The sequence below is a fragment of the Schauerella aestuarii genome, from assembly GCF_009866805.1.
Lineage (GTDB): Bacteria > Pseudomonadota > Gammaproteobacteria > Burkholderiales > Burkholderiaceae_B > Schauerella > Schauerella aestuarii.
The window spans coordinates 132,780-159,355 of sequence record NZ_SIZW01000037.1 but is presented as its reverse complement, the minus strand read 5'-3'; the positions used below and the strand labels follow the sequence as shown (position 1 = coordinate 159,355).

The following is a 26,576-nucleotide window of genomic DNA, read 5'->3' as shown; positions in this document are numbered from 1 at the left end:
GTAACGCCGTCTCTACCCCCACCACCGAGATCGATCCATGGCCCGCAGCGAGCTCGCCTTTCCTGTTGTGGGCCTCGGCGCCTCTGCCGGCGGCATCGAAGCGTTACTGTCTTTCCTGGGCAACACGCCCAGCGATAGCGGCATGGCCTATGTCGTCATCCTGCATTTATCCCCCAGGCACGAGAGCAACGCCGACAAGATTTTGCAGCGTGCCACGAGCATGCCCGTGCTCGAAGTGACGGTGCCTACGCGGATCGAGCGCAATCATGTGTATGTGATCTCGCCCGCCTTGCAGTTGGAAATGAGCGATGGCCACCTCGTGGTGGGGCCCGCCGATCGCCCGCCCGAGCGTCAGGTCGCTATCGACCTCTTCATGCGCACGTTGGCCAATGCCCATGGCTTGCGCGCCTTCGGCATCATCCTTTCGGGCACGGGCAGCGACGGTACCGCAGGGCTGACGCACATCAAGGCGCAAGGCGGCGTCACGATGGCGCAGTCGCTGGACGACGCCGAGTTTCCCGATATGCCGCGCAGTGCCATCGAGCGCAGCATCGTCGATTTTGTGCTCCCGGCCGCCGATATGCCGCAAAAGTTGATGGATCTCTGGGCGAATGCAGCGCGGATCGATTTGCCGCTCAACGATCCGTTCTACAACCCGTCGGCTGCGGAAACCAATTTTCGCAGCAGCGATGCGATCGAAGCGGCGCTGTTGGCGGTGCTGAAGATTCTGTCGGGCCGCACCGGCCACGACTTCCGTCACTACAAGCGGGCGACGGTGTTGCGGCGGATCGAGCGCCGCATGCAGGTCAACAGTGTGGCGACCATGCCCGCCTACATTGAGCGTCTGGAGGTCGATAGCGAAGAAGCCCCGGCGCTGCTGGCGGATATGTTGATCGGCGTCACCAACTTCTTTCGCGATCGCGAGGCGTTCGAAGCCCTTGAACGCGACATCGTGCCGGCAATCGTGGCTCATGCCGACGAGCACGATACCGAGAGTATCCGGGTGTGGGCAGCCGGGTGTTCCACCGGGGAAGAGGCCTATTCGCTGAGCATGCTGTTCCGCGCCGAGGCAACGCTGCAGAACGCGGCGCGCAAAACGCAGATTTTTGCCAGCGATATCGACGAGCGTGCGATATCGATTGCGCGGCGTGGCTGCTATCCCGAATCGATCGTGACCGATGTGCCGGTCGCGCACCTGCGACAGTATTTCAACCGTGAAGGTGCCCACTTTCAGGTCAAGAAAGAGATTCGCGATAGTGTGTTGTTTGCGGTGCACAATCTCCTGCGCGACCCACCGTTCTCCAAGCTGCAATTGATCACATGCCGCAATCTGCTGATCTATCTCGACCGGCGGGCGCAACGCGAAGTCTTGCAGACGTTCCATTTCGCGTTGCAACCTGGCGGCTTTTTGTTCTTAGGTACCTCTGAAACGGCCGATGCGGCTGAAGAGTTGTTCGCCACGGTCGACAAGAAAAACCGCGTCTATCGCGCCAAGGCCGTGACCGGCGCCATTCGTCCGGTGCTGTCACCGCGCGATGCGCCCAGCATCGTCATCGCGCCGCCCATGCCGAGCCCGCGCGTGATCGCCAGCAAGCGTGCGCCCAGTGTGGCCATCCATCATCGTGCGCTCGAGCGGTACGGCCCGCCCAGTGTGCTCATCGACGATCACGGCGACATCGTGCACATGTCGGAACGTGCAGGGCGGTATCTGCGGCATGTGGGCGGCGAGCCGTCTCGCAGCTTGTTGACGTTGGTCAAACCCGAGTTGCGACTGGAATTGCGCGCCGCCATCGCGCAGGCTGCGCGATCGAGTCGCGCAATCGACACGCGTGCGGTCGCCCTGCAACTGGATGGGGTCACCCTCGGCGTGGCGATGGTCGTGCAGCCCTTCATCGATAAGGAATCCAGCGCCGATCTGATGTTGGTGCTCTTCACCGAGACCGGCGCATTGGCCCGCGCTGCAGCGGCCGGCAATCATGCCGATGCGGATACCGCAGCGATGCACGCGCTGGAAAACGAGATCACCACGCTGAAAGGACAGTTGCAGGACACGATCGAGCACAGCGATACGTCGACGGAAGAGCTGAAAGCGTCGAACGAAGAGCTTCAGGCGATCAATGAGGAATTGCGCTCCGCGACCGAAGAACTCGAAACGAGCAAGGAAGAGTTGCAGTCCATCAACGAAGAGTTGGTGACCGTAAATTATGAGTTGAAGGTGAAGGTTGAAGAGACGGCCAAGATCAATGACGATCTCCAGAACCTGATCTCCTCGAACGACATCGCAACGATCTTTGTCGATCGCGAGATGAGGGTGAAGTGGTTCACCCCCAAGGCCGCCAGCCTGTTCAACCTGATCGAGGCCGATTTCGGCCGGTTGCTGTCGGACATCACCCATCGCTTGCAGTACGACCGGGTGCTGGCTGATGCGGCCGAAACGTTTGAGTCGCTGCGCGTCATCGAACGCGAAATCAAAAGTCTCGACAACCGCTGGTATCTGGCCCGCACATTGCCTTACCGCACAGCCGAAGATCGCATCGAGGGGGCGATTCTCAACTTTGTCGACATTACCCAGCGGCGGCAAGCCGAAGACAGCTTGCGCGAGGGTCAGGAGCAGATGCGCCTCGTTGCGGAAAGCGCCACCGATTTCGCCATCATCACGATGGATCGCGCAGGCCGGATCACCGGCTGGAACCGCGGCGCCGAGTTGATGTTCGGGTATGCGGCCAGCGAAGTAGAGGGCCAGCCGGGCGACCTCATTTTTACGCCTGAAGATCGTGCCGCCAACGTGCCTGCCGATGAACTGCGACGGGCACGCGATCTGGGGCATGCCGAAGACGACCGTTGGCATTTGCGCCGCGATGGCTCACGCTTTTACTGCAGCGGCGTGGTGCACCCCTTGATCGATGACGGGCTGAAAGGGTACGCCAAGATCGCCCGGGATCTGACCGATAAGCGCATCCAGGAATACGAGCAGGAGTCGACGCTGGAGCGCACGCAAGCTTCCAATATCCTCAAGGACGAATTCATCGCGGTCATGTCGCACGAGCTGCGTCACCCGCTGAATCTGATTCAGCTGAACATGGATCTGCTCGCGCGGTTGCCGCCAATCATGGATCTTCCCATTGCCGCACGCGCGGTGACGACGGTGCAGCGGGCCATCCGCAGCCAGGCGCAGATCATCGGCGATCTGCTCGATCTCTCGCGCGTGCGCACCGGCAAGCTGAAACTCGATCGTACGTTGACGAGCTTCGATGCGATCGTCCTGACCATTGTGTCGGCCTGCCGCGGGCAAATCGAGGCCGGTGGGTTGCAGTTGCAGACGCATGGGACCGAACGTGGGGAAGACAGCATCGTGCTCGATGCCGACGTCACCCGCATCGAGCAGATCGTCTGGAATCTTCTGAGCAATGCCATCAAGTTCACACCCCCCGGGGGCACGATCTCGGTGCGGCTCGATCGTGAGGGTACCGATGCACGCCTGGAGATCGGCGATACCGGTATCGGCATCGCCGAAGAGTCGCGCGGCAAAGTGTTCGACATGTTCGGGCAGATCGAGCGCCATCCCGGACCCCATCATCAGGATGGGCTGGGCATCGGTCTCGCCTTGGTGGCGCAATTGGTCGAAGCGCATCAGGGCCGAATTGCTGTGCATTCGGATGGCGAAGGGTTGGGTAGTACGTTTACCGTGTGGCTGCCGTGCGCGTTGGCCGGGAAGGCCACGTTGCCCGGCATCGAGGCTGAGGATCGAGGCTCGCTGGCCGGTTTGCGCATCTTGCTGGTCGACGACTCCGAAGATGTGCTCGCAACATTGATGGCCTTGTGCGATATGGAGGGCGCAGCAGTGACGGGCGCTTCGAGCGGACGCCAGGGCCTGGCAGTATTGGCCGAAAACGACTTCGATCTGATCGTGTCCGATATCGGCATGCCGGAGATGGACGGCTATGCTCTGATCGCTGCGCTACGCGCAAGCGGCCGCAATGCGAACATTCCCGCACTCGCCCTGACGGGATATTCGGATGGGCAGAAGGCGCGCGAATGCGGGTTTACCGACATGCTCTGCAAACCGGTGCCGATGGCGGATCTGCTGACGCGGCTGCAGGTGCTGGCCGCAGTGTCGCGGACCGATCGCTGAGGCGGCGTGTTCGGGCTGCCCTAGTCGGGTCGGCCTGGGCGCGTCATCAGGAATTCAATGTCGTTTTCCGATACGACCTCGAATCCGAGCCGGTCGTAAAGGCGCTTCGCCGGATTGGCTTTCAACACCGCCAGCGAGACCGGCAATCCTTCCGCATCGGCGCGGTCGAGAATGGTGTGCAGCGCCTGCTCACCAAGCCCTTGGCGCTGATGCGCCGGCGCGATCTGAATCTGCACCACAAACCAGCCGTCGGCCTCCCGGTACGCCTTCAAGAGGCCGACATCGACGCCATCGCGCACGATCACTTTGGCATCATCCCAGTGGTAACTCAGGCGTGTGCGCAGGGCCTCGTCGTCATACCCCACGCCTGCTGCGATCAAGTGCGCTTCCATGGTGGCGCGGCGCAGCGCGAGCAGGTTGTCGTAATCGGCATCGGTGGCGGGACGAAAGACGAGCGGTGACACAGTCAAGATGCAACTCAATGGGAAGATTCGGCGAGCGCAGAGTTTAGCGCGCGTCGCTTGGGGTTATCGTGTCGTTTTGGTTTCAGGCCGGGACGATTCGCGTCCTTTGGAGAAAACGAACGATGACGGATACACACCCCCGCGAGCAGGGCGACGCAATCGATCTTTCCACGCGTATCGTGCGCGGCGAACTGAGTGCCTCGCAGGCGCTGGATGACGCCCTGGCACGTGTGCATGCGCTCAACCCCACCATCGGCGCGGTCGCGTCGGTTGCCGAAGCTGCGGGTCGGGCCGATGCGCAGGCCCGCGATCGCGCGCTGAGCGGCATGGACGCGCAGGCCCGTGCGGGGCTGGCGGCCACGCAACCATTCTTTGGCGTGCCGTCGCTGCTGAAGGATCTCGGCACGGCAGCGCGCGGTGTGTCGAGCAGCATGGGGTCGCAGCTCTTCGGCCGCCTCGATTGGGATCACGATTGCGAACTCGTGGCGCGCTACAAGCGAGCCGGCCTGGTGTTCTTCGGGCGCTCCACCTCTTCCGAGCTGGGATTGAGCCCCACCACTGAAAGCCCCAGCTATGGCGAGCCCACGCGCAATCCCTGGAATACCGCGCACAGTGCCGGTGGCTCGAGCGGTGGCGCGGGCGCGGCGGTCGCCAGTGGCATGGTGCCGTTGGCGCACGGCGGCGACGGTGGCGGTTCGATCCGCATTCCCGCATCGTGCTGTGGGGTGCTGGGCTTGAAGCCGTCGCGCGGCATGATGCCTTTGGGGCCCTATCGAGGCGAAGGCTGGGGCGGCATGACGGTCGATCATGTGCTCACCACGTCGGTGCGCGATAGCGCGGCCGCGCTGGATGCCACGGCAGGTGCCGATGCAGGGGCGCCCTATGCGGCGCCGGCACGGCCCGATTCCTATCTTGCGCTCGTTCAGGCGGCCAGCCGCCAGCCCGACGCCGGCCCGCGGCTGCGGATCGCCTTGCTGCCTCACGGGTCGGTCAGCGCCGTCCGCGACGCCGATGTGGCCGCAGCGCTTGCACGTATCGCGAGTGCCTTGCAATCGCTGGGGCATCGCGTCGATGAAGGCGAGCCCGCCGTTACCGCGCGCGAAACGCTCGAGAACATGCTGCCGGTGATCGCCTGCAATGCCGCGCTCTCGATCGCACGTTTCGTTGCGCGGCGCGGCACCGGTCTGAAAGAAGGCGAACTGCAGCCCACGGTGCAATCGATGGTGGCGTATGCGCGCAGCATCGATGGCGTGGCCTACGCGGGTCATGTGGATACGATGCACACAATCACGCGACGCGTGGCGCGGTTTTTCGACGGCTCGCAGGATGGCGGTGCGCCTTTCGATCTGATCCTGTCGCCGGTGCTTTCCGAGGCGCCGGCACGTATCGGCCGTTTCGCGATGCACTGGGAGGATTACCTCGACTATCGGTTGGGCGATACGGGGTTAATCGGCTATTCGCCGTATGCGCCGCTGGCCAATCTCACCGGCTGCCCCGCGATTTCGATTCCTTTCGGTTTGAGTGCCGATGGGTTGCCGATCGGGATGCAACTGATGGCGCCGCAGGGCGGCGAAGCGGTGCTGCTGCAGGTGGCCGCACAGCTCGAAGCCGTGCACCCCTGGCCGCGGTATGCGCCAGTGGCGGCCAGTGTGGCGGCAGCCCTTTGAGCACGCGGGCCATTGCGGCACTCTGATATCGTGGGGCTCTCGTTCACACGCCCCGGAGACCGACGTGGCCCGCCGCACACCTGAGTACCGCTTGCCCCCTCCCACCGCGATGATCGTGGCCCCGCAACCCGAAGCCGTGGAAGCCGGCGCAGCCGTGTTGCGCGCGGGCGGCAATGCGTTGGATGCCGCCATCGCCTGCGCGATGACGCAAGGGGTCGTCGACCCGCTGATGTGCGGGATCGGCGGCTTCGGCATGCTGCAGATCTTCGATCCCGCAACGGGCACGCACAACGTGTATGAAGGGATGGGCGGCTGCCCGCTCGAAAGCCGCGAAACCATGTGGCAGGACATCGCACTGGGCGACACCACCGATGGCTTCGGCTTCATCGTGCGCGACTTCGTCAACGAAACCGGCGCGATGGCGGTGACGGCTCCCGGTACGCTGAAGATGTTGTCCAGTGCCCACGCGGCGCTTGGCCGCACCGCCTGGGCCGATCTCTTCACGCCCGCGATCGCTGTGGCCGAAGAGGGCTGGCTGGTGCGCCCGCATGTGTATACGGTGATCACACAGGATGAGCGCAAATACGGCCGCATGAACTTCGGCGAAAAGCTGAGTCTCACCGAAGATGGCCGCCGCATATATCTGAATGCCGACGGCAGTTATAAAAAACCAGGTGCCGTCATCAAGAATCCGGACCTTGCCGCCACCATGCGTACGCTGGCGAGTGAAGGGGCGGAAAGCTTTTACACCGGCTCACTGGCAGCGCGGATCGTGGCCGATGTGCGCGCGCATGGCGGCATCCTGTCGGCCGAAGATCTGGCCACGATGACGGCGGTCGAAACGCAGCCCCTGTCGATCGACTATCGCGGCTGGCGCGTGGCCTTGCCGTCGCCGCCAGGCGGTGGCCTGCTGGTGGCGCAGATCCTTCGCATCATGGCGCAGTTCGACGTGGTGGCAATGGGCCACAATTCGCCCGAGTACATCCGCGTGTTGACCGAAGCGATGAAGATCGCCTTGCGCGATAAAGAGCAGTTTGTGGGCGATCCCAATTTCGTCGACAACCCGGTCGACCGTTTGCTGTCGGACGCGTATGTGAACGATTGCGCCGCGCGGATCCTCGCGGGCGAACGTTTCGATGTGCCGCGCCGCAATGCCGCCGAATGCAAGCACACCACCCATGTATCGGTGGTGGATGCCGATGGCATGGTGGTGTCGCTGACCCACACCCTGGGCAACCCGTCGGGGTTCATCGTGAAGGATACGGGGTTCATGCTCAATGGTGCCATGAGCACCTTCGATCCCCTGCCCGGCCGTCCCAATTCGATCTATCCGGGCAAACGTCGTTATTCGTCGATGGCGCCGAGCATCGTATTCGACGAGACGGGTCCGGTGATGTCGATCGGGGCGCCAGGGGCCTCGTGGATCGGACCTGCCGTGGCGCAGGTGTTGATCAATGTGCTCGAGTGGGGCATGGATATACAAACGGCAATCAGCGCACCGCGCGCGGTGGCGACCAGCAATGCCATCGACGTGTCCAACCGCATCGAACGCGCCACGCAACGCGCGTTGCAGGCGCAAGGATTCGAGGTGCGGCGCAGCCATTTGAGCTATGCCTTCGCCGGCGTGCACGGCATCACGATGTTCGACGGCCGCATCCAGGGCGGCGCGGATCCGCAGCGCGACGGCTACGCGCAGGGCGTTTAGCCGTCACCACGACGATCAGAACCGGTAGCCCACCGCCACGGTGGCAACCCAGGGGTCGATCTGCGCCGTGCCGATCGACTCGCCATTGAGTTTCACTTTCGACGAGATGTCGATGTACCGCAGATCGGCGTTCACGAACCAGCGATCGTTGAGTTTGACGTCCATGCCGACCTGGCCGGCGATGCCCCACGAATCCTTCAGCCTGACCTTCGCGCCTTCAAGCGCGCCGGTGGCTTTCGTGTCGAAAAAGTGCGTGTAGTTCAGGCCGACGCCCACGTACGGTTGCACCGTGCTGTCGGGCAGGAAGTGCCACTGGAGGCTGAGCGTGGGCGGCAATTGTTTGCTGGTGATGATCTGGCCGCCCACCGCACCGCTGGCGTTGACGTTGTGCTTGAACGGCCACGCGCCCAGCAACTCGATGCCGACATGACGCGTGGCCATGTAGGTGAGCGTCAGGCTAGGGCGCACGCTGTTGTCGATATCGAGATCGACCGCGCCGTTGAGCACACTGCCGTTGTTGGACGTGGGGCGTACCTGGCTGGCGCCGATTTTCAACAGCACATCGCCTTGCTCGTGCGCTGAGGCCGGCGCGGCCAGCACGGCGGCAAGGACGATGCTCCCGACGGCCGGCGCCAGGGCGCGCGCCCCGAAACGGTAGATCGAGCGGTTGAGCGCGCGGAGACCGGAAACGGCATAGGCGTCGCGAAGGGAAGGAAGAGGAAAGCATGAAAGAAGAGGGGAGCGGGAAAGAAGAGGAAAGCGGGAAAGAAGGGGGGAGCGGGAAAGAAGGGGGGAGCGGGAAAGAAGGGGGGAGCGGGAAAGCGCGCGCCGGGTGAACATAAAGCCTCGTGATGTCTGTGGTGAAGTGACCACGAACATGGTGGCAGAGGCCGCCGGCGCGCGATTTGATGTGCATCAATCCGTACTGGGCTGAAGCACATCCCAGTTGATGTACGTCAATATCAATTCATCGGTATCGAACTGATCACGCGAACGTTCGCGTCTTAGGCTCGATCGAACGCGTTCATCCCAGCCCTAAACCGATCCCTGAATCCTTGCCTGCGTCCTGACCGGCTTTTGAACCCGCCGTTGAACTTGCGTTCGAAATTGCATTTGGACCGGTTTCGTCTCCTACACCGGGCGTGGCAGCGATCGGCGAATCGGCGTTCGTCTCGGCGCGCGGCGGCGCATGCATGTCGACCGCGTTAGCGTGATCTGCGTCGCCTGCGATGTCGTTCCCGGCCAGAACCTGTTCCGCAAAGCGCAGCAACACGTCCGCCAACGCCTGCGGCGCTTCCATCGGCATCAGGTGGCCGGCGCCTTCGATGACGTGAATGCGTCCTCGCGGCAGATGGGGCAGGGTGACCCGGGACTGATCCTGCGCGGACGGCACACGGTCGTCCTTGCCGCCGCACACGATCAGCGCGGGGTAATCGAGTTGTCCGATGCGGGAGGACCAGTCTTCCTGGCTACCATGCTCAGCCCACGCATGGAAGGTCTCGAGATTGGCGGCCTGGGCGTCGGCGATGGCCACTTCGCGAATGATGTCGGGAAGACGATTTGCGGCGGCGGTATCCACATGCTGTTCGGCCTCGGCGCGCGTGCCCGAGTAAGCCAGCTGTGATTTGAGATCCGACTCGGTGGTGGGTTGTGGCGTGGGCGGCGACGGTGCCACCAGCACCAGGCCTTTCAGATAGTCGGGCTGCGTGGCAGCGATGGCCAGGGCGATCTTGCCGGTCATCGAATGACCCACCAGAATGACGTCGGTCAATGCCAGCGTGCGAATGGCGCTGTCGATCTGCGTGGCGAAGCTCTGCACGTCCAGCACCGCCGCATCCGCCGAGTCGCCGAATCCCGGGGTGTCGATAGCGACGCATCGGTAGTGCGCATCAAGATAGGGCACGGTGGGAAACCATGTGCGGTGCGAGCCGCCCAGGTAATGCATGAGCACGAAGGTAGGCGCGTGACGGCCTTGGCTGCTGTAGGCGAGCATGGGAAGCCCTATGGGAAGCAATGAATGAGCGGGCGACGATGCAAGATCCGTACCGTCGTGCGGCACATAGGCGTTCACGGCCCACCGCCGACCACCCACGCCCTGCGGTCACCGGCCACCAATCAGCATTGACCGAGATCGCCGCTTTCCCGTGTCTGCCTCACGCCGTACGGGGCGCCGTATGCCGCGCGCGATAGATCAGCGTGGCGAAGGTGAGGGCGCAGATGAGCACGACTTCGGCGCTCAGCGCCGCCAGCACGGCATCCAGATAGGTGTGACCTGCCCCGTGCAAGGTTTGTGCGAACACCGCCCCGAGCAAGGCCGGTCCCAGGCCGAAAGCGGCTTGCTGCACGGTGGTGAGCATGGAGCTGCCTGCACCGGCTTGCGCCGCGGGGATATCCGAGAGGCCGATGCGAAAGAAGCTGCTGACGATGAACGACTGTGCGACGCCCATCAGGATGGATGCGGGAATCAGACTGAGGATGGTGGGGTGCGGCCACACGGTATGGAGCGTGTAGATCAGGACGCCCAGCCCGACCAACTGCACCAGGCAACCCACCAGCAAGGTGCCTGTCTTGCCGAATCGCGCCACCGCGCGCGGGGTGAACACCGAGCCCACGAAATATGCCGTGCCCAACGCGATGAAGGCATTGCCCGACTGCAGGGGCGTGAGTCCGGCACCTGCTTGCAACGCCAACGCGAGCACGAACATGAACCCGCTCCAGCTCGAAAAGAACAGCATTGCCAGGATCATCCCGAAGCGTGTGCTGGCAAAGCGCAGCAGCGCAGGCGGCAAAAGCGGCGCGCGGTTGAGACGCTCCTGGCGCAGTTCGACGCGCCACAGCAGAGCAAGCAACGGCAGGACGGCAGCGAGCATCACGAAGCACGGCCATGGCCAATGTAGCGTGGGACCCAAGGCGAGCGGTACCAGCAGGCATACGATGACCGCCGCCAGCAGCACGGTGCCCGGTACGTCGATGCGGGCCGCGTGGGCGGCGCGGGTTTCCGGAATCGCACTGCGCAGGCAGGCCAGGATGCCCAGACCCACGGGCAGATTGATGAGAAACACCGTGCGCCATCCCAAACCTGCAATGTCGGCCGACACCATGAAGCCGCCCAGCACCTGGCCGATCACGAACGACAACCCGCCGATGGCACCGTACAAGCCGATCGCCTTGGAGTGTTCTCGCCCCTGCAGCGCCACATGGATGGTGGCCAGTACCTGCGGCACGATGAGTGCGGCCGCTGCACCTTGCAACGCTCGCGCGCCCAGTAGCCAGTCGGGCGTGGTGGCCAGGCCGCACAAGAGCGACGCCACGGTGAAGATCGCCACGCCCCAGCCGAAGACGCGTCTGCGGCCGTAGCGATCGCCCAGCCGGCCGCCCATGGCCAGGCACACGGCAAAGGCCACGCCATACACGGCGATGACCAGTTCGAGCTGCATTGGGCTTGCACCCAGAGAATGCGAAATGGCGTCCAGCGCGACGTTGACGATGGAAAAATCCAGCAGTGGTAGGAAATGGCCTGCCAACAGCACGGCCAAACCCGCGCGGCGCAGCGGCGTGGCGGCTAAAGTGGGAGTCATGGTGAAACTGAAACCTTGTATAACAAGAGGTTGCGTCGTCATGCGGGCTTGAGGCCGCGACAGCATGGGCGTAGTATCTGCCTTTCGTTAACCTGGTACCAGTTCTTGTTTATCCAGGTATAAAAGGTGCCCGTCTATGGCGTTCGATCCTTCATTGCTGGCCCGGCCGACGCACGCGACGCCGGGCAATTTTCCGGCGTCTGGGCGCCATGCAACCCGTGCGGGCGATCCCGTGCGCGATGCGCGGAACGTCGATCCGGGGACGGGACGGTTTCGCGCCGATAACGAACTGGGCTTGTTTCTGCGTCAACGCCGAGAGAGTCTCGATCCCGTGCTGCTCGGATTTTCGCGCGGCGGCCGACGGCGTACGCCTGGATTGCGTCGGGAAGAAGTCGCGCAGCTCGCCGACGTGGGTGTCACTTGGTACACCTGGCTGGAGCAGGGGCGCGATATTCAGGTGTCGGCCAAGGTGATGGGTGCCATCGCGACGGCGTTGCACTGTACGGAGGCGGAAACCCGGCATGTGTTTACCTTGGCTGGGTTGGGCGAGCAGGTACCGGTGCAGGAGCGGCTGTGCAAAAGCGTGTCGTCGATGTGTCAAACCATTCTCGACACGTTGAACCCCCATCCGGCGATGGTGCAAAACGCACGCTACGACATCATCGGTTTCAACCACGCGTACGCTCGACTGACTGGCGTCGATCTGCAAATGCTTGCCGTCGAGGATCGCAACTGCATCTATCTCGCGCTGACGCACGCGGGGTGGCAAGCCTGTTTGATCGATTTTGAGGAATCGCTATCGCGCATGGTGGCGTCGTTTCGCGCCGCGATGGCCGATCATCGGGACGATCCCGCTTGGCAGGCTCAATTGCAGCGCTACTTCGATGTGTCCGAGGTGTTTCGTACCACCTGGGACCGCTACGAAGTGCGCGGCATCGAAAACCAGGTGAAGCGGTTCAAGCATCCCGAACTGGGTGTGTTGGCGTTCCAACAGACCAATTTTTGGACGGCACCGCGGGGCGGCGACCGCATGATGGTGTACATGCCGGCGGATGATGACACTGCGCAGCGGCTTCGGGAGGGCGGGTAAGGGCGCCCTTGAACCCGGCTGCAGTGCAGGCTTGACGGTCGCGGTCGATGTGCGATCATTCCGCATCTCCGAGAAACCGATCAGGAAGTCGATGGCGTGGAAATCGTTATTTATGTGTTTTCCGGAATCATGTTCTTGTTTTTCGGAACGATCATGTTCATGGCGATCCGCACGTCATACAAGGATTCCAAGGCCGCCCGAGCGCTACTGAGGGACGGCATTGCAGCCTCGGCGCGCGTGCACTCGGCGTCGCAGACCGGATCCTGGCTGAACGACAATCCCCAGATCGCCATGGTGCTGGAGGTCACACGCCCTGATGGCAGCACGTTCGGCGTGACACAGACCATCCACGTGCCGGTGCTGGATGCGTCGCGGTTCCAGGCAGGCAAGATCGTTCGCGTGAAGTATCGCCCTGAGGATGAAAACCGCGTCGCCGTGGAAGGCATGTACTTGCTCAAATGACGCCGACCTGGTCATTCATTGCTAAGGCCCATCTTTTGGGTGTCGATAATATATGGGTGTATTTGCCTGCCGCACGATCCTGCGCGGCAGGTCCGCTCCTGCTTTACTGCCCCGCGTTTGAGTACGTGATGGCGGAGTTGTACGCCCGCACCATCTGATCGAAGTCGCGCGGTTCCTTGCGTTGCTTGAAGCTGCGGTAGCTACCCAGCATGTTGTTCAACTGATCGGTGATGCTGCCGAGCGAGGTGGCTTGCGGGCCTTTCAACTTGGCTTGCTCAGTGCGCAGCGCAGCCAGCGATGCATCGATCTCGGCCACGAGTTTGTCGGCTTGCGCGAAGTCGCTTTCGGACGCCGCATCCACCAGGTCGCTGCCGCGCAGGGTGGCGATCGTGAGGTGATAGCCGGTCATGTTGCCGGCCTTCTTGTAGGCTTCGGCACGTTCGGTGTCGCGTTTCTTCTGATGGGCACCCAATGCGGCTTCCATCTCTTCCATGCCTTGCAGCACGCCGGTGTAGGCGGCACGCATCGGGGCATCGGCGGCTTTTGCCTTCGCGAGCTTGTCGTCGCGGTAGGCGGCGCTCTTGAAGTACGGATTCATCTCGCGCAACTGGGCTGCCAGTGCATCGCCGTTCTCGATCAACTTATCGGCGGCGCGGTCGGCGGCTTCCGTGCCATCGACCTTCATCGCGCGGCCGGCCTTCAGGCTGTCGACGGCTTGCACGACCTGGTTGTCGTTGTTGAAGAAATAGATGTTGTTCTTCATGTCGTTCTTGGCGACATTGATGCGCGTCCAATCTTCGGCGCTTTTCTGCGTCTGATTGGTTTGCAAACGATTGAAGCCGCTGACGTAGGCGTTGTACTTCTCATCGATGTTTGCCGTGGCGGGGCGGGCGGCGGCGCCGGCTTGCGCAGTCTCGGTCTTGTCGCCGCACGCGGCGAGAGAGAGCGCGAGGGCCAATGCGCCGAGCGCCATGATCGACCGGGTCTTGCGCGTTGCTGTGTGTACCGCGTTCATACTGCTACCTATTCCGAATGGGAGTTTTTGAGATCGCGGAGCGTAGCAGCGGGGCCGGCTTGGCGCGGGGAGCCGTAACCTTGATTTACCAGTTCGAGATTTGGTAGCAATTCAACGTCACTCGTAAGCATCGGGCGCAATCGAAACAAAGCTTTGCCCCGTGCGCAGGCGCGTCGCGTTGAGGCTAGAGTGGCGGCCCACCGGCACTTTTCGCCGGGATCAGTCAAATGGATGTGGCAATGAAAGTGGTATCCCGTGCGTGGCTCGCGCTGTTTCTGACCGTTCCTCTTTTGCTCGCGGCTTGCGGCGATAAAGAGCCCGAACAACGTGCTGCATTCAGTCAGTTTTTGCAGACGCGTATTATCGACAAGCCGGGCACGCGCGTGCCGCAGCCCACTGAAGAAGAGAAGAAATCGTTTGGCGACTACGCGTCGCACTATGCCGTGATTACCGATTTTCACGCCGGCATGAACAAGTCGGTGACGCCGCTGGGCACCGCCTTGCAGCAAGGCTCGATCAGCAGCGTGAATGATTTGGTGGCGCGTCGTGGGGATCTGGAAAAAGCCCGCACGACGATGACGGAAATCCGCACGGCCATCGAAAAGCAGCAGGCCGACGCCGACGCTGCACGCGCCAAGCTCAAGCAGCCGGATGACCTGAAGAAGGTATACGACATGGCCTATGACCGCACGGTGACGCAACCTGCGAATGGGTTCAAGACGGTCTTTCCGCTCGCCGACGCGTCGTTGCAACGTGCGATCGAGACCGCCGATTATGTTGAGAAGAACAAGTCGAAGATCGAGATCAACGGCGCCATCGTACGGGTGTCCGATCCGAAGGTTCAGGCGGAATTGAATCGACGTCTGCAAGCAATGAACGAGCAGGCCGCCGGTTTGAACAAGGCCCAGGCCGATATGCAGAAGATGATCACGGGCCGCTGATCCCATCACGACAGCGATGGCGAACGGAAGATGCATCCTCTTGAGCGCATCGCTGCCGCGTCTTGAATAACACCCCACCGTTGCGCGCAACGCCTGGGGTGTTTTTTTGCGCCGCTTATCGCGTTGCAGACGGGATCGACGCGGTTTCCGCAATCAGCCATCGCTTGAGGGTTTCGACTGCGGGCCGCACCGGAGCGCCCCGGCGATGGACGAGGTAATAGCCCTTGTCGAGGGTCAGTCGTTGGGCAGGAAACGGCTCGATCAGTGCGCCGATCTGCAGCTCTTCTTCAGCCAGCCAGGGGCTGGTCAGTACCAGTCCTTGGCCGCGCACTGCGGCATCGATCGTCATCAACGACTGGTCGAAATGCACGCTCGATAGCGCGGGGTGAAGGCCGATATCGATTGGTGCAAAGTCGGCAAGCCAGCGCGCCCAATGCGGGTGCAGCGTGTTGTGCAGCAACGTGGTACGCGCCACATCCGCCGGCCGCTTGAGTTTCATCTTCTTGGCGTATGCCGGACTGCAATAGACACGCGCCTCGTCCGCATGCAGCAGCTGCGTTTCGAGGTGCGGCGCATGCCCGTCGAAATAACGAATGGCCAGATCGATCGTGTCACTGTCGAAGTCGGTCATGGTGGTGGCCGAACTGAGGTGGATGGCGAGGTTGGGATGCGCCGCCAGAAATTGCGGTAGCCGGCGCGCAAACCAGCGCGCCGCCAAGGTGGGCGGCATGGTCAGCCACACCCCGTTGCTGCGCTGCTCGCGCAATCCCCAGCTTGCTTGCGAAAGCGCAGCCAATGCCGGCTGAATGCGGGCCCAGTACGCCAGCGCATCGGGCGTGGGCTCGACCTCACGCACGCGGCGGATGAAGAGGCGCACGCCCAGCCAGTCTTCGAGTTTGCGGATCTGCTGGCCGATTGCACCGGGAGTGACGTGGAGTTCCGCCGCAGCAATAGAAAAACTGCGGTGTCTCAGGGCCGATTCGAAGGCGGTAATGGCTTTGAGCGGAGGGGGCGGTTTCATGGCATAGAAATTCTATCTCATGCGACATCTTTAATCGATTGCCGGGCACCCGCCGCAGTTTCACAATCGAGGCTTCCAAAACGATCCTGGCGGTATGACTGTGAAGCGTTCAGCCTATATGGCGTTTGCCCTCCTTGGTGTGATCTGGGGCAGCAATTTCATTTTCATGAAGTGGGCCGTGGCCTGGATCACGCCCGGACAGGTGGTGCTGTTGCGAGTGATGTTCGGTTTCGCGCCGCTCTTGATCTATGCCCTGATGCGCGGCGCGCTGCACTGGCGCGACGTGCGCCACGCGCCGCACTTTCTGGTGATGGCGCTGCTGGCGACCGCGCTCTACTACTACGCCTTCGCGCAAGGTGCCGCATTGTTGCCGTCCAGCGTGGCAGGAATGTTGAGCGGGGCGATTCCGCTATTCACTTTCCTGGCGGCGCTGTTCTTTCTGCGCGAGGAGCGGTTGAACCGGAGCACCGTTCTTGGTATTGCGCTCGGATTCGTGGGCGTGCTGTTGATCGCGAAGCCATGGGAAGCGGGTCAAACGGGATTCGATGCGCGCGGCGTGGGGTATATGGTGCTGGGCTCGTTGAGCGTGGGCGTGTCGTTTGTGTACGCGCGGCTCTTCATCACGCGGTTGCACTTGACGCCGTTGGCGCTGTCGACCTACCAAACCGGGGTGGCCTTGGTCGTGATCGCCCTGTTCACCGATCTGCACGGCATCGAGCATATTTTGCAGGATGGCCGCGCCGTTGCCGGGGTGGTGTTGGGACTGGGGCTACTCGGCACAGGCGTGGCCTATATGCTCTATTACTTCATCGTCGAACGGCTGGGCGCGGTGGCGGCATCCGGCGTCACATACCTGCCACCGATCGTGGCGCTCGGGGTGGGCGTCCTGCTGGTGCACGAGCCCGTTCGGATGTTGGATCTCACGGCGGTGGCGGCCATTTTGATCGGTGTGTATGTGCTGCAGCGTGGCCGCGCGGCGAGCGCCGCATCCGCTTAGGCCAGTGTTGAATGCCGCCTTAGTGCGGTGATGAATGCCGTGACGCTGCAGCGCGGCTGCCCAGGTCGCCCAAGGCCAGGCGTTCTGCCAAGGCCATGGCTGCATTCAGGCGCGAGCCGACCAATCCGCGGCTGACGCTCAGGAGCAGGGCAGCCAAGGCTGCGACGATGGCCATCGACGCGGCGGCAAACAGGACTTTGACGCGCCGCGTATCTTCTCGGGCAGCCGGCGGCGCGCTCATCGGCGCAAGCGACGTCGAAGGCACCGGCCTGGAGGTGCTGTCGACAGCAATACCGTGGGTGCCGGCGCGGATCCTCGCTTGGGCAGATACGCCCGGCGGCATATACCCTGAGCCGGAAACGGCCAGACGCAACATGGCGGCGCGGACGCGGTCGGCCTGCAGGCGTCGGTTGGTGTCTGCAGAAGATCGCACCGTGGCGTCCAGCCCGAGCGCATCTTCGAATCGCGACGATTGCGCCCGCTCGGCGGAACGGTTGTAAGACCACGTTGTGACGGCGGGCCGATCGGCATGTGCTTGCGGCAGCGTGACGCGCTGCACGCTATCGACGGCGCTGCGGTATTGGGCCCAGGTGAGCACCCCCACCATGCCGATCACGGCAGATAATCCCAGCAACAGCACGCGTGCCGCGAGGCGCGGCGACTGCATTTCGATCGTATGGGGCATGGGGTGTCTCGGGGTGGGGCGTAAGTGACGATGGACGACCGGTGCAGCCACACCGTGCCATCTGCCCTATCAACGGCTGAGCAGCGCAGGAACTTAAATGAAAACGTCACACCTTTGATTCGCGCCCGATCGCAGGACGTGAAACTATAGGAGCTTGTGGTTTTACCCCTCGAATCAAGTGGAGCACTCAATACGTGACCGATAAGCTTTCTATCGACGCCGATCCTTCCGAAACCGATCCCGACTTCGAAACCGATCCCGACTTCGAAACCGATACCGACCTGGATGCCAACGAGCCGGTCAAGACGATGGAGCCGCGACTCTGGCGCGACGATGGCTGGACGGCGCGCGTGATCAAGAACGAGGACGATGACGGATGGGCCGTCGAGATGACCCTGGATGGCGAATCCGAACCATCGCTCGTCGGGCCCTGGACGATGGGACGGGACAAGAAGAATCCCAAGCCGCTCGATCCGCCGGCATTCTTCACACTGGTCAAGACGGCCAACGAAGTGTTGCGCCGTCACGAACAGCAACTGCATGCGCTGTTGCACAAGAGCGTCAAGGTGCGCGGTGAGGATGGCGGCAGCATCACCGTCAAGCTCGATATCGATCCCAATGAGGATAATCCCACGGCCGTGTTGAGCGCCTACGATGTGCTGGGCGAAGAGCTGGGACGCGCGAGCGTGGCGCCGAGCTACAAGCTAAATGTTGAACGCGCCGCCAGGTGGATTGCGGGTGGCTTTGGAAAGCCGGAGTGATCGAGGCGTACTCAATGCATTGAAAGGCGACGGCAGGATTTAAGGTGGAGATGACCGGCGCGCAAGGCTTTCGGCGTCGCGCGGTCATTCAAGCAAACCATCTTGAAGGGACTCTGCCATGCTCAACCCCGCTTGCTTTCCCGTGCGAGTCGCGATTCTGGATGACCACGCCGTCGTTCGTGTCGGACTGGCGGCAACGCTCTCGCAGGAATGGGATCTTCGCGTCGTCGGCGGCTTCGCCGACAGCCGGTCGATGCTCAATGCGCTGCCGGATCTCAACGTCGATGTGCTGGTGACCGACTATTCGCTGGGACCAGACGAAATCGACGGCGTGGCACTTGTGCGTGCCGTGCGCACGAAGTTTCCCGCCTGCAAGGTGCTGGTCGTGTCGTCGCACGATCAACCCGCGATCGTGGCGCTCAGCCTGCGCGCCGGCGCGCACGGTTACGTGACCAAATCGCAGGCGATCCATTCGATCGCGAAAGCCGTCCGCATCGTGGCGGCCGGGATGCGCTACCTCGACGACGACATGGCCTATGAGCTCGAACTGGCGGCCACCGAACCCACTGGTGACGTCAACGGGCACTTGCCGGGCGCGCATGCCGTCCTGAACTGTCCGGATCTCAGTGTGCGCGAACGCGAGGTGATGCGATGTTTTCTGAATGGGATGTCGGTGACGCAGATCGCCGAAAAATTCAAGCGCAGCACCAAAACCATCAGTACCCAGAAGGCCGGGGCGTTTCGCAAGCTCGGCGTGGCGTCGGACGCGGCATTCTTCAAGCTCAAGCACCTCGCCCATCGCGAGGACAAAACCGAGGGTGCAAGCCTGGGCTGGCAGGAGCGCAAGGGGGGCGACATCGGCGCCGGCCTCGATCGGGAGCGGCTTGACGACGAGGTCGAGCGCTGAGGCTATTTGCCGGCCAGGATCCGGTCGACCAGCGCTTCATGACCTTTGGGGTCGTTGGCGCCCGAGATCACCTGCACGACGGCCAACGTTGGACCCGATGCGGCCAGCAAGGCCGTGCTGAGCGCGGCATCGCCGTCGATGATGTCGGTGGCGTCGATCCGGCGCATGCCGAGGCCGTTCACCGCGATCGTTTGCTCTCGCTGCACCTGATAGCGCGGATGCGCGCGTTTCTGCTGGGCGTTGTAGCCGGCGCCGGCACCCGTGAGGAAGATGTTGTCGTGCTTGCTCACCTGCGTGCCCGAGGGGTTGGGCGCTTCGCTGATCACCACGATCTTGCGGTCGTCATTGCTGATGAACATCGTGCCCCACGCGCGGCCTTCGCCGGGCGTGCCGCCGCTGGGCTTGATGTCGCGGCCTTGGTAGGAGGCGGGCAGCGTGAAATTGAATTGCTGCTTCAGCAGGGCGAAGATGTGCGAGCCCGGCTGGGGCGTCACGTCAGGGCGCAACGCAGGCGTGGGTGCCGGGTTCGATTGCACCGGCGACGCTGCGCCGGCCGCACTGGTTGCCCATGCCGCTGCCAGCAAGACTCTTCCACACCACCGCCGGATTGCGTCCGCCATCATTGCTTTCCCAGGTGATGGACGGCTTCGATGTTGTCGCCGTCCGGATCGAGAATGAACGCGGCATAGTACTTGTCGTGATCCTGCGGTCGCAATCCCTGCGGGCCGTTTCCCGGCCGCCGGTGTGCAGGTGCACCGCACCAATGACCGGCTGAAGACGCGATATCGCCTTAGTGGTATTCCCTAAGGGGATGGCAGAAGCAAGCGTTCTGTCGCGGAAAGAATCGCATTCCTAAGCGCCCCTTTTCCTGATTTGCCGCTGCGGATTAAGTCGTTTCAGGTCAATGACTTATAAGCCTATGCTGCGCCGAAAAATGATGATTGAAATCGCGCGCTATTCCTTTAAGGAATTGCGCACTCAGAAATTTAATCGCTTTTTGATGCGCCGATTTGCTCGCAGTATTCCGGCTGCCGTTCACCCTTTTTCGCTCCTGGAGTTCCATGTCAGCCGTCTTGTCCGGGTCGCGCATGTTGCCGACCGCACCCGTTGCCGATGCATCCATTCTCGATGCGCTGCGCACGATCGTCACCCCTCATTTGAGCGACAACCTCGCGCGGCGCGAAGGCATCGCGGGCTTGGCGCGCTACAACCGCCGCGGCAAGCTTGTGGGCACCGCCGTCACCGTCAAGACGCGTCCGGGTGACAACCTGATGATCTACAAGGCCATGCTCGAGATTCAGCCCGGCCATGTGCTGGTGGTCGATGCGGGCGGCGATCTGAGCAATGCCGTGATGGGCGAAATCATGAAGCGCTATCTGCAACTGCATGGTTGCGCCGGCGTGGTGGTCGACGGCGCGATCCGCGATGTGGTGGCGTTCGAGGAAGACGATTTCCCGTGCTATGCCCGCGGTCACATTCACCGCGGTCCGTACAAGGATGGTCCCGGCGAAGTGAACGTGCCGGTGTCGATCGGCGGACAGGTCATCCAACCGGGCGACCTGATCGTGGGCGACGAGGATGGCGTCGTGAGTTTTCCGCTGGCCGATGCCGAAGCGCTGATCGAGCGTGCACGCGCGCATGCCGACAAGGAGGCCCGCATCATGGCCGAGATCGCAACGGGCGCGCGTGAGCAAAGCTGGATGCAGGCTGCATTTGCCGCACGGGGGATCGCATGAGCGCGCAAGATCCGCAGGATTTTCTGGCCGCTCGGGCCAAGGTCATCAAGCCGTCGCCCAGCATGGCCGCGAAGATGCGCGTCGATCGGCTGCGTGCCGAAGGCCGCGATATCGTCGACTTCACGGTGGGCGAACCCGATATGGATACCCCGGCGCATATCGTCGAGGCCGGTATCGAGGCGATGCGCACGGGCAAGACGCGGTACACCGGCGCCGCCGGCACCCCTGCGCTGCTGAAAGCTGTGCAGACCAAGTTCCGGCGTGAGAATGCGCTCGATTACGGGCTCGATCAGATCGTGGCGGGCTCGGGCGCCAAGCAATTGATTTTCACGGCGTTCGCCGTGTCCGTGGAGCAGGGCGATGAAGTGATCATCCCTGCGCCGTACTGGGTGTCGTACCCCGATATGGTGTTGGTCAACGATGGCAAGCCGGTGATCGTGCCGTGCGGTGAGGAGGCCGGATTCAAGTTGACCCCGGCAGCACTCGAAGCGGCGATCACACCGCGTACCAAGTGGGTGATCCTGAATACGCCAAGCAATCCCACCGGCGCGATTTATTCGGAGGCCGAGCTGCAGGCATTGGGCGCCGTGCTTGCGCGCCACCCGCAGGTATGGGTGTTGACCGACGAGATCTACGAGCACCTTTCATACGGCGACGCGGCACCCGTGTCGATCGCCACGCTGAGCGATGACCTGTATGCCCGCACGCTGACGGTGAATGGCGTGTCCAAGGCCTATGCCATGACGGGCTGGCGCCTGGGCTATGCCGGCGGACCGAAAGCGTTGATCCGCGCCATGGTGACCATGATTTCGCAGAGCACCAGTTGCGTGAGCGCCATCAGCCAGGCGGCTGCGGTGGTCGCATTGACGGCGGATCAGGCATGCGTGGGTCAAGCGGCCGCGATTTTCAAACAGCGTCGCGATCGCATCGTGCAGTTGTTGAACGCCGTGCCGGGGATTCATTGTGCCCAGCCCGATGGCGCGTTTTACGTTTATCCGAGCGTGGCCGGATTGCTGGGGCGCCGCACGCCCGCCGGTACCGTATTGAACAACGACCTCGACGTGGTGATGTATCTGTTGGAAGAGGCCGGCGTGGCCTTGCTCGACGGCGCCGCCTACGGGGTATCGCCTTATCTTCGCCTGAGCTTTGCCACCTCGATGGAACAGATCGAGGAAGGATGCGCGCGGATCGCGCGCGCCTGCTCCACATTGACCGCTGCAGCCTAATTCATCCAAGGGGAATAACACCATGAAGATCTCGATCAAAGCACTGGCCGCCGGTATCGGCCTGACCGCAGTCCTGGCCACGACGGCGCAAGCCGGTACGCTGGAGGACATCAAGGCGCGCGGCAAATTCATTTGCGGCACGCTCGGCACGGCCGAACCGTTCAGCTTCCAGGATCCCAAAACGCGTGCCGTCGTGGGCTTTGAAGTGGACATGTGCCAGAAGATCGCCGACAGCTTGAAGGTGCCGATGGAGCTCAAGCTGATCGCGGTCGAAGCGCGCATCCCCGAACTGATCGCAGGCCGTGTCGATCTGGTCGCAGCCAATCTGGGCTGGAGCCCGGAGCGTGCGCAGCAGATCGACTACTCGTTCCAGCATTTCGTCAGCCCGCAGAAAGTGCTGGCGCGCCAGGCCGATGCCGAGCTGAAATCGCCTGCCGATCTGGCCGGCCAGCGGGTGAGCGCCGTGCGCGGCTCGTCCTCGGAACAGGGCGCGCGCAAGAACATTCCCAATGTGGACCCGTTGACGTTCAAGGATCCGAGCGGCGCGTTCCTGGCGCTGCAGCAACGCAAGGTGCAGGGTTTCGTGGCATCCGAACTGATGCTGGTCAAGCTGCAGCAGCAAGCGTCCGACAGCAACGTGCCGGTGAAGATTCTCGAGCCGGCGCTCTTCGTCGAGCCTTGGGGGCTGGGCGTGCGCCGTGGGGATACCGCGTTTCTCGATCACGTGAATCAGGTGCTGGGCCAGATGGAAACGTCGGGCGACGCGCAGAAGTTGTTCGACAAGTGGTTGGGTCAGGACACCGCCTACAAGCTCAAGCGCGACTATAAATTCGAAGCGATCAAAGGCTAAGGCGCGCGCGCCGTCGTTACGCACATGAACTACGTTTTTGACTTCGGCGCCATCTTCCAGGGCGAGTATCCGGCACTGCTGCTGCGGGGGTTGTTGACCACGCTGGCGTTGACCGGTTTCGCCTGGTTGATGGCCATGAGCATCGGCAGCGTGTTTGCCGTGCTCCGGCTGACCGGCTCGCGCATTGCCAATGCATTGATCTGGCTGTTCGTGGCCTTTCATCGCAATGTGCCGATGCTCGTGCACATCATGGTCTGGTATTTCGGCGTGCCGGCGATTTTGCCGGACGCAGCGACCGACTGGCTCAATCGCAATGGGGCGGAGTTTCTCCTCTCGATGATTGCCATCGGGCTGGTGATGTCGGCGTATGTGACCGAAGATTTGCGTAGCGCTGTGCGGGCGATTCCGCCGGGTCAGATGGAAGCCGCGCGCGCGTTGGGCTTGAGTTACCTCAAGACGATGCGCTGCGTGATCTTGCCGCAGGCATTCCGCATCGCGATTCCGCCGCTGCTCAATCAAACCTTGCTGCTCTTCAAAAATACCAGTCTGGCGATGGCGGTGGGCGTGGTCGAGCTGACTGCAGCAGGCCGTGAGATCGAAAACTACACGTTCCGCACGTTCGAAGCCTTTGCGATCGTGACGGCGCTGTATCTGGCGATCTCGTTCGTGATCATGTGGGGCGGTGCGCGGTTGTCGAAGCGCTTCGCGCCGTTGGGGAGCCGCTGATCATGTGGGAGATCGTTCAGAACAACTGGGAACTGCTGCTGATCGGGCAGTACCCGAATGGCCCGATCGGCGGCCTGGCCGCCACGCTGGGGCTGGCGGCGGTAAGTCTGCTGCTGGCGTTGCCTTTCAGTGTGCTGCTCGCGTTGGGCCGTATCAGCCGCTTCAAGATTTTCTTCCTGCCGGCGTCTGCACTGGTTTATCTGGTGCGCGGGCTGCCCCTTTTGATGTTCATCTTCTGGGCGTACTTTTTCGTGCCGCTCATCATCGGGCGGCCGGTGGCGGGGGCGACCACAATGATCGTGGCGCTCGTGTGCTACGAAAGTGCCTATCTGGCGGAGATCATCCGGGCGGGCATTCAGTCGCTGCCATCGGGGCAGATGGAGGCGGGCCGGGCGCTCGGCCTGTCGTACTGGCAGACCATGCGGCGCATCATTCTGCCGCAAGCCATGTTCAACATGCTGCCCAGCATGTTGAGCCAGTTCATCTCGACGGTGAAGGAAACTTCGCTGGCCTACGTGATCAGCGTGCAGGAACTCACCTACGCGGCCAATCAGATCAATAGTGTGTTGCTGACCAAACCGTTCGAAGTCTTTGCGCTTCTGGCATTGACCTATTTCATCCTCAATTTCTTCCTGAGCGTGCTCGTGCGTCAGGTCGAAGTCCGTATCGAACGGCGCCGCCTCGGCCGCGCCGTGACCGTGGTGACCGCATGATTCGATTCTCGAAAGTAAACAAATGGTATGGCGACTATCAGGCGCTTGCCGACGTGGATGCTCACGTGACGGCAGGGCAGGTGGTCGTGGTGTGCGGCCCGTCAGGTTCCGGAAAGTCCACCTTGATCCGCACGATCAACCGTCTGGAGCCGATCCAGAGCGGCACGATCGAGGTGGATGGCCGCGACATCTACGCCAAGGAAATGAAGGTGGATGCGCTGCGCAGCCATATCGGCTTCGTGTTTCAGCAGTTCAATCTGTTTCCGCACCTGAGTGTGATCGAGAATCTGGTGTTGGCGCCGATGCAGCTCAAGCGGGCCAACAAGGCGCAGGCGCACGAGCGCGCGCGTCAGTTGTTGGAGCGGGTGGGACTGGCCAACAAGGCGGAAGCCTACCCGGCGCAGTTGTCGGGCGGGCAGCAGCAGCGAGTGGCGATCGCACGCGCGTTGGCCATGGATCCTCCCGTGATGCTGTTCGATGAGCCCACCAGCGCGCTCGACCCCGAGATGGTGGGCGAGGTGCTGCAAGTGATGAAAGCGCTCGCCAAGGACGGCATGACGATGGTGTGTGTGACGCATGAGATGGGCTTTGCGCGCGAAGTGGCCGACGAAGTATGGTTCATGGACGCCGGCCGGATTGTCGAAACCGGAACGCCCGAAGCATTCTTTACCGAGGCAAAGACGCCGCGGGCGCAGAAGTTTTTGGCCGATATCCGGCACTGATGCCGCGTTCGCGTCGCCGCGATACGATTCGCGTGGCCGCTTGAACATTTTCACTCGCCGCAAGCGCATTGATCGGAAGGGCTCGAGCGCGGCCATCGCGTTGATGGGGGCCGTCGCCGCTGGCACGTTAATGGAGAAGATACCCGTCGCAGTCGCGTTAAAGTGCGGGTGTTTTTCAAGACCAACTTCTTGCCGGCGCATCATGCTTACCTTCAAACAAATCGAAGCGCTTTACTGGACGGTACGGCTGGGAACGTTTTCGGCTGCGGCCGAGCGCCTGCACACGGGGCAGTCGGCCATTACCAAGCGGATCCAGGAACTCGAATCCGATTTCAATATCCAGCTTTTCGATCGCAGCGGCCCGCGCGCCACGCTCACTGCGCGCGGCCACGACATCTTTGCGATGGCCGAAGAGATGCTGGCGCACCGCGATCAATTGCTTGTTCGCCTGGAAGGCCAGCACACGCTCACCGGCACGTTGCGCTTCGGTATGACCGAAATCATGGCGATGACCTGGTTGCCGGCATTCATCCAGGCGATGCGCACGCACTATCCGGGTGTGACCTTGGAGCCGACGATCGACATGGGCGGCGATCTGCATCGCCACCTGGTCGCGGGGCACATCGATATGGCGTTCTTGAACAGCAAGTTTGCCGATCCGATGCTCGAATCGGTCGCGTTGCAGGTGCTGGAGTTTGCCTGGATGGCGGCACCTGGCCAGACCGACCCCGGAAAGGTGTACACGCCCAAGGAAATTGCGGCGATGCCGATGCTGCGGCAAAGCCGCGAATCGGGCCTGAACATCGTGTACGACGAGTGGCTGCATCCGCATGTGCCTGAAAAGAATCTCTTCACGATCAACAGCCTGATTGCGATGGCCGGGCTCACCGCAGCCGGCTTCGGGGTGAGTTGCTTTCCGCGCGAATACTTTGCCGATATGGTGCGCAGCCGTCAGCTGGAGATCGTGCGTACGAGCATCGTGCCGCCGCAATCGATGTACTGCGCGATGTTTCGCCGTGAAGCGAGTTCGGCGTTCTATGAAAATGTGGCCAAGCTCGCCCACGAATGCTGCGACTTCTCGGGCGCCGTGCGCGGTGGATAAGGCGTCGCCGCGCCGTCGGTGTGGAAGGCCGACTGGCCGATCGCAAGAAGCGGAATCGTGAAAACGCGAAACGGGC

The 26,576-nt window shown here is 62.4% G+C and carries 24 protein-coding genes; 16 read left to right on the top strand and 8 right to left on the bottom strand.

Annotated features, from left to right (window positions below; all coding sequences use genetic code 11):
• Positions 1 to 37 precede the first annotated feature (37 nt).
• A complete protein-coding gene (locus EYW45_RS01455) occupies positions 38 to 4,132 on the top strand; it encodes a CheR family methyltransferase (protein ID WP_161133596.1) in 4,095 nt (1,364 codons plus the stop codon).
• A gap of 20 nt (positions 4,133 to 4,152) precedes the next feature.
• Here EYW45_RS01455 and EYW45_RS01450 read toward each other — a convergent pair whose 3' ends face one another.
• Entirely contained in the window at positions 4,153 to 4,596 is a 444-nt protein-coding gene (locus EYW45_RS01450) for a GNAT family N-acetyltransferase (protein WP_328703574.1), read from the bottom strand.
• Positions 4,597 to 4,718: 122 nt separating this feature from the next.
• On the opposite strand from EYW45_RS01450, the gene EYW45_RS01445 reads away from it, so the two are divergent.
• Both EYW45_RS01445 and ggt read left to right on the top strand, forming a co-directional pair.
• On the top strand, positions 4,719 to 6,263 hold the full coding sequence (locus EYW45_RS01445) for an amidase (protein WP_161133595.1): 1,545 nt from the start codon (positions 4,719 to 4,721) through the stop codon (positions 6,261 to 6,263).
• A gap of 64 nt (positions 6,264 to 6,327) precedes the next feature.
• Positions 6,328 to 7,968 (top strand): gamma-glutamyltransferase, encoded by a 1,641-nt coding sequence (gene ggt / locus EYW45_RS01440; RefSeq protein WP_202444530.1) that lies wholly within the window; start codon positions 6,328 to 6,330, stop codon positions 7,966 to 7,968.
• A gap of 15 nt (positions 7,969 to 7,983) precedes the next feature.
• On the opposite strand, the gene EYW45_RS01435 is transcribed toward ggt, so the two are convergent.
• The 3 genes from EYW45_RS01435 to EYW45_RS01425 all read right to left on the bottom strand — a co-directional run bounded on the left by EYW45_RS01435 (position 7,984) and on the right by EYW45_RS01425 (position 11,546).
• Positions 7,984 to 8,628 carry an OmpW/AlkL family protein gene (locus EYW45_RS01435; RefSeq protein ID WP_161133629.1) on the bottom strand — a complete coding sequence of 215 codons (645 nt, stop codon included), beginning with the start codon at positions 8,626 to 8,628 and terminating at the stop codon, positions 7,984 to 7,986.
• Positions 8,629 to 8,992: 364 nt separating this feature from the next.
• Positions 8,993 to 9,961 carry an alpha/beta fold hydrolase gene (locus EYW45_RS01430; RefSeq protein ID WP_161133594.1) on the bottom strand — a complete coding sequence of 323 codons (969 nt, stop codon included), beginning with the start codon at positions 9,959 to 9,961 and terminating at the stop codon, positions 8,993 to 8,995.
• Positions 9,962 to 10,121: 160 nt separating this feature from the next.
• Positions 10,122 to 11,546 carry an MFS transporter gene (locus tag EYW45_RS01425; RefSeq protein WP_161133593.1) on the bottom strand — a complete coding sequence of 475 codons (1,425 nt, stop codon included), beginning with the start codon at positions 11,544 to 11,546 and terminating at the stop codon, positions 10,122 to 10,124.
• A gap of 136 nt (positions 11,547 to 11,682) precedes the next feature.
• Between EYW45_RS01425 and EYW45_RS01420 the strand changes: the two genes are divergently transcribed.
• On the top strand, positions 11,683 to 12,636 hold the full coding sequence (locus tag EYW45_RS01420; protein ID WP_161133592.1) for a helix-turn-helix transcriptional regulator: 954 nt from the start codon (positions 11,683 to 11,685) through the stop codon (positions 12,634 to 12,636).
• A gap of 96 nt (positions 12,637 to 12,732) precedes the next feature.
• A complete protein-coding gene (locus EYW45_RS01415; RefSeq protein WP_161133591.1) occupies positions 12,733 to 13,098 on the top strand; it encodes a DUF3592 domain-containing protein in 366 nt (121 codons plus the stop codon).
• A gap of 103 nt (positions 13,099 to 13,201) precedes the next feature.
• Here the strand turns inward: EYW45_RS01415 and EYW45_RS01410 are convergent, their stop codons facing one another.
• Positions 13,202 to 14,113 carry a DUF3829 domain-containing protein gene (locus EYW45_RS01410; protein WP_161133590.1) on the bottom strand — a complete coding sequence of 304 codons (912 nt, stop codon included), beginning with the start codon at positions 14,111 to 14,113 and terminating at the stop codon, positions 13,202 to 13,204.
• 239 nt (positions 14,114 to 14,352) lie between these two features.
• Here EYW45_RS01410 and EYW45_RS01405 point away from each other — a divergent pair, with 239 nt between their 5' ends.
• A complete protein-coding gene (locus EYW45_RS01405; RefSeq protein WP_161133589.1) occupies positions 14,353 to 15,054 on the top strand; it encodes a DUF3053 domain-containing protein in 702 nt (233 codons plus the stop codon).
• A 115-nt stretch (positions 15,055 to 15,169) separates the two neighbouring features.
• Here the strand turns inward: EYW45_RS01405 and EYW45_RS01400 are convergent, their stop codons facing one another.
• Positions 15,170 to 16,075: a LysR substrate-binding domain-containing protein gene (locus EYW45_RS01400; protein ID WP_161133588.1), complete on the bottom strand. Its 906-nt coding sequence runs from the start codon at positions 16,073 to 16,075 to the stop codon at positions 15,170 to 15,172.
• Between the two features lie 94 nt (positions 16,076 to 16,169).
• Here EYW45_RS01400 and EYW45_RS01395 point away from each other — a divergent pair, with 94 nt between their 5' ends.
• Positions 16,170 to 17,072 carry a DMT family transporter gene (locus EYW45_RS01395; RefSeq protein WP_161133587.1) on the top strand — a complete coding sequence of 301 codons (903 nt, stop codon included), beginning with the start codon at positions 16,170 to 16,172 and terminating at the stop codon, positions 17,070 to 17,072.
• Between the two features lie 19 nt (positions 17,073 to 17,091).
• Here the strand turns inward: EYW45_RS01395 and EYW45_RS01390 are convergent, their stop codons facing one another.
• Positions 17,092 to 17,757: a hypothetical protein gene (locus EYW45_RS01390; RefSeq protein ID WP_161133586.1), complete on the bottom strand. Its 666-nt coding sequence runs from the start codon at positions 17,755 to 17,757 to the stop codon at positions 17,092 to 17,094.
• A gap of 308 nt (positions 17,758 to 18,065) precedes the next feature.
• Between EYW45_RS01390 and EYW45_RS01385 the strand changes: the two genes are divergently transcribed.
• Together EYW45_RS01385 and EYW45_RS01380 are read left to right on the top strand one after the other, a co-directional pair.
• The gene (locus EYW45_RS01385) at positions 18,066 to 18,518 is read left to right on the top strand and encodes a hypothetical protein (protein ID WP_161133628.1); all 453 of its coding nucleotides are present in this window, start codon (positions 18,066 to 18,068) and stop codon (positions 18,516 to 18,518) included.
• A 118-nt stretch (positions 18,519 to 18,636) separates the two neighbouring features.
• Entirely contained in the window at positions 18,637 to 19,425 is a 789-nt protein-coding gene (locus EYW45_RS01380) for a response regulator transcription factor (RefSeq protein WP_161133585.1), read from the top strand.
• 2 nt (positions 19,426 to 19,427) lie between these two features.
• Here EYW45_RS01380 and EYW45_RS01375 read toward each other — a convergent pair whose 3' ends face one another.
• The gene (locus EYW45_RS01375) at positions 19,428 to 20,009 is read right to left on the bottom strand and encodes a hypothetical protein (RefSeq protein ID WP_161133584.1); all 582 of its coding nucleotides are present in this window, start codon (positions 20,007 to 20,009) and stop codon (positions 19,428 to 19,430) included.
• 477 nt (positions 20,010 to 20,486) lie between these two features.
• On the opposite strand from EYW45_RS01375, the gene EYW45_RS01365 reads away from it, so the two are divergent.
• From EYW45_RS01365 to EYW45_RS01335, 7 genes are all read left to right on the top strand, one after another.
• The gene (locus EYW45_RS01365) at positions 20,487 to 21,161 is read left to right on the top strand and encodes an RraA family protein (protein WP_161133583.1); all 675 of its coding nucleotides are present in this window, start codon (positions 20,487 to 20,489) and stop codon (positions 21,159 to 21,161) included.
• Positions 21,158 to 22,387 (top strand): aminotransferase class I/II-fold pyridoxal phosphate-dependent enzyme, encoded by a 1,230-nt coding sequence (locus EYW45_RS01360; protein WP_161133582.1) that lies wholly within the window; start codon positions 21,158 to 21,160, stop codon positions 22,385 to 22,387. The genes EYW45_RS01365 and EYW45_RS01360 overlap by 4 nt, the downstream gene beginning before the upstream one ends.
• A gap of 22 nt (positions 22,388 to 22,409) precedes the next feature.
• A complete protein-coding gene (locus tag EYW45_RS01355; protein ID WP_161133581.1) occupies positions 22,410 to 23,237 on the top strand; it encodes an ABC transporter substrate-binding protein in 828 nt (275 codons plus the stop codon).
• Positions 23,238 to 23,261: 24 nt separating this feature from the next.
• Positions 23,262 to 23,963, top strand: coding sequence for an amino acid ABC transporter permease (locus tag EYW45_RS01350; RefSeq protein WP_161133580.1), 702 nt, complete (start codon positions 23,262 to 23,264; stop codon positions 23,961 to 23,963).
• A gap of 2 nt (positions 23,964 to 23,965) precedes the next feature.
• Positions 23,966 to 24,676 carry an amino acid ABC transporter permease gene (locus tag EYW45_RS01345; protein ID WP_161133579.1) on the top strand — a complete coding sequence of 237 codons (711 nt, stop codon included), beginning with the start codon at positions 23,966 to 23,968 and terminating at the stop codon, positions 24,674 to 24,676.
• Positions 24,673 to 25,398 carry an amino acid ABC transporter ATP-binding protein gene (locus EYW45_RS01340; RefSeq protein WP_161133578.1) on the top strand — a complete coding sequence of 242 codons (726 nt, stop codon included), beginning with the start codon at positions 24,673 to 24,675 and terminating at the stop codon, positions 25,396 to 25,398. The genes EYW45_RS01345 and EYW45_RS01340 overlap by 4 nt, the downstream gene beginning before the upstream one ends.
• A 202-nt stretch (positions 25,399 to 25,600) precedes the next feature.
• Complete coding sequence (locus EYW45_RS01335; RefSeq protein ID WP_161133577.1) at positions 25,601 to 26,500, top strand: LysR family transcriptional regulator; 900 nt, start codon at positions 25,601 to 25,603, stop codon at positions 26,498 to 26,500.
• The last annotated feature ends 76 nt before the right edge of the window (positions 26,501 to 26,576 follow it).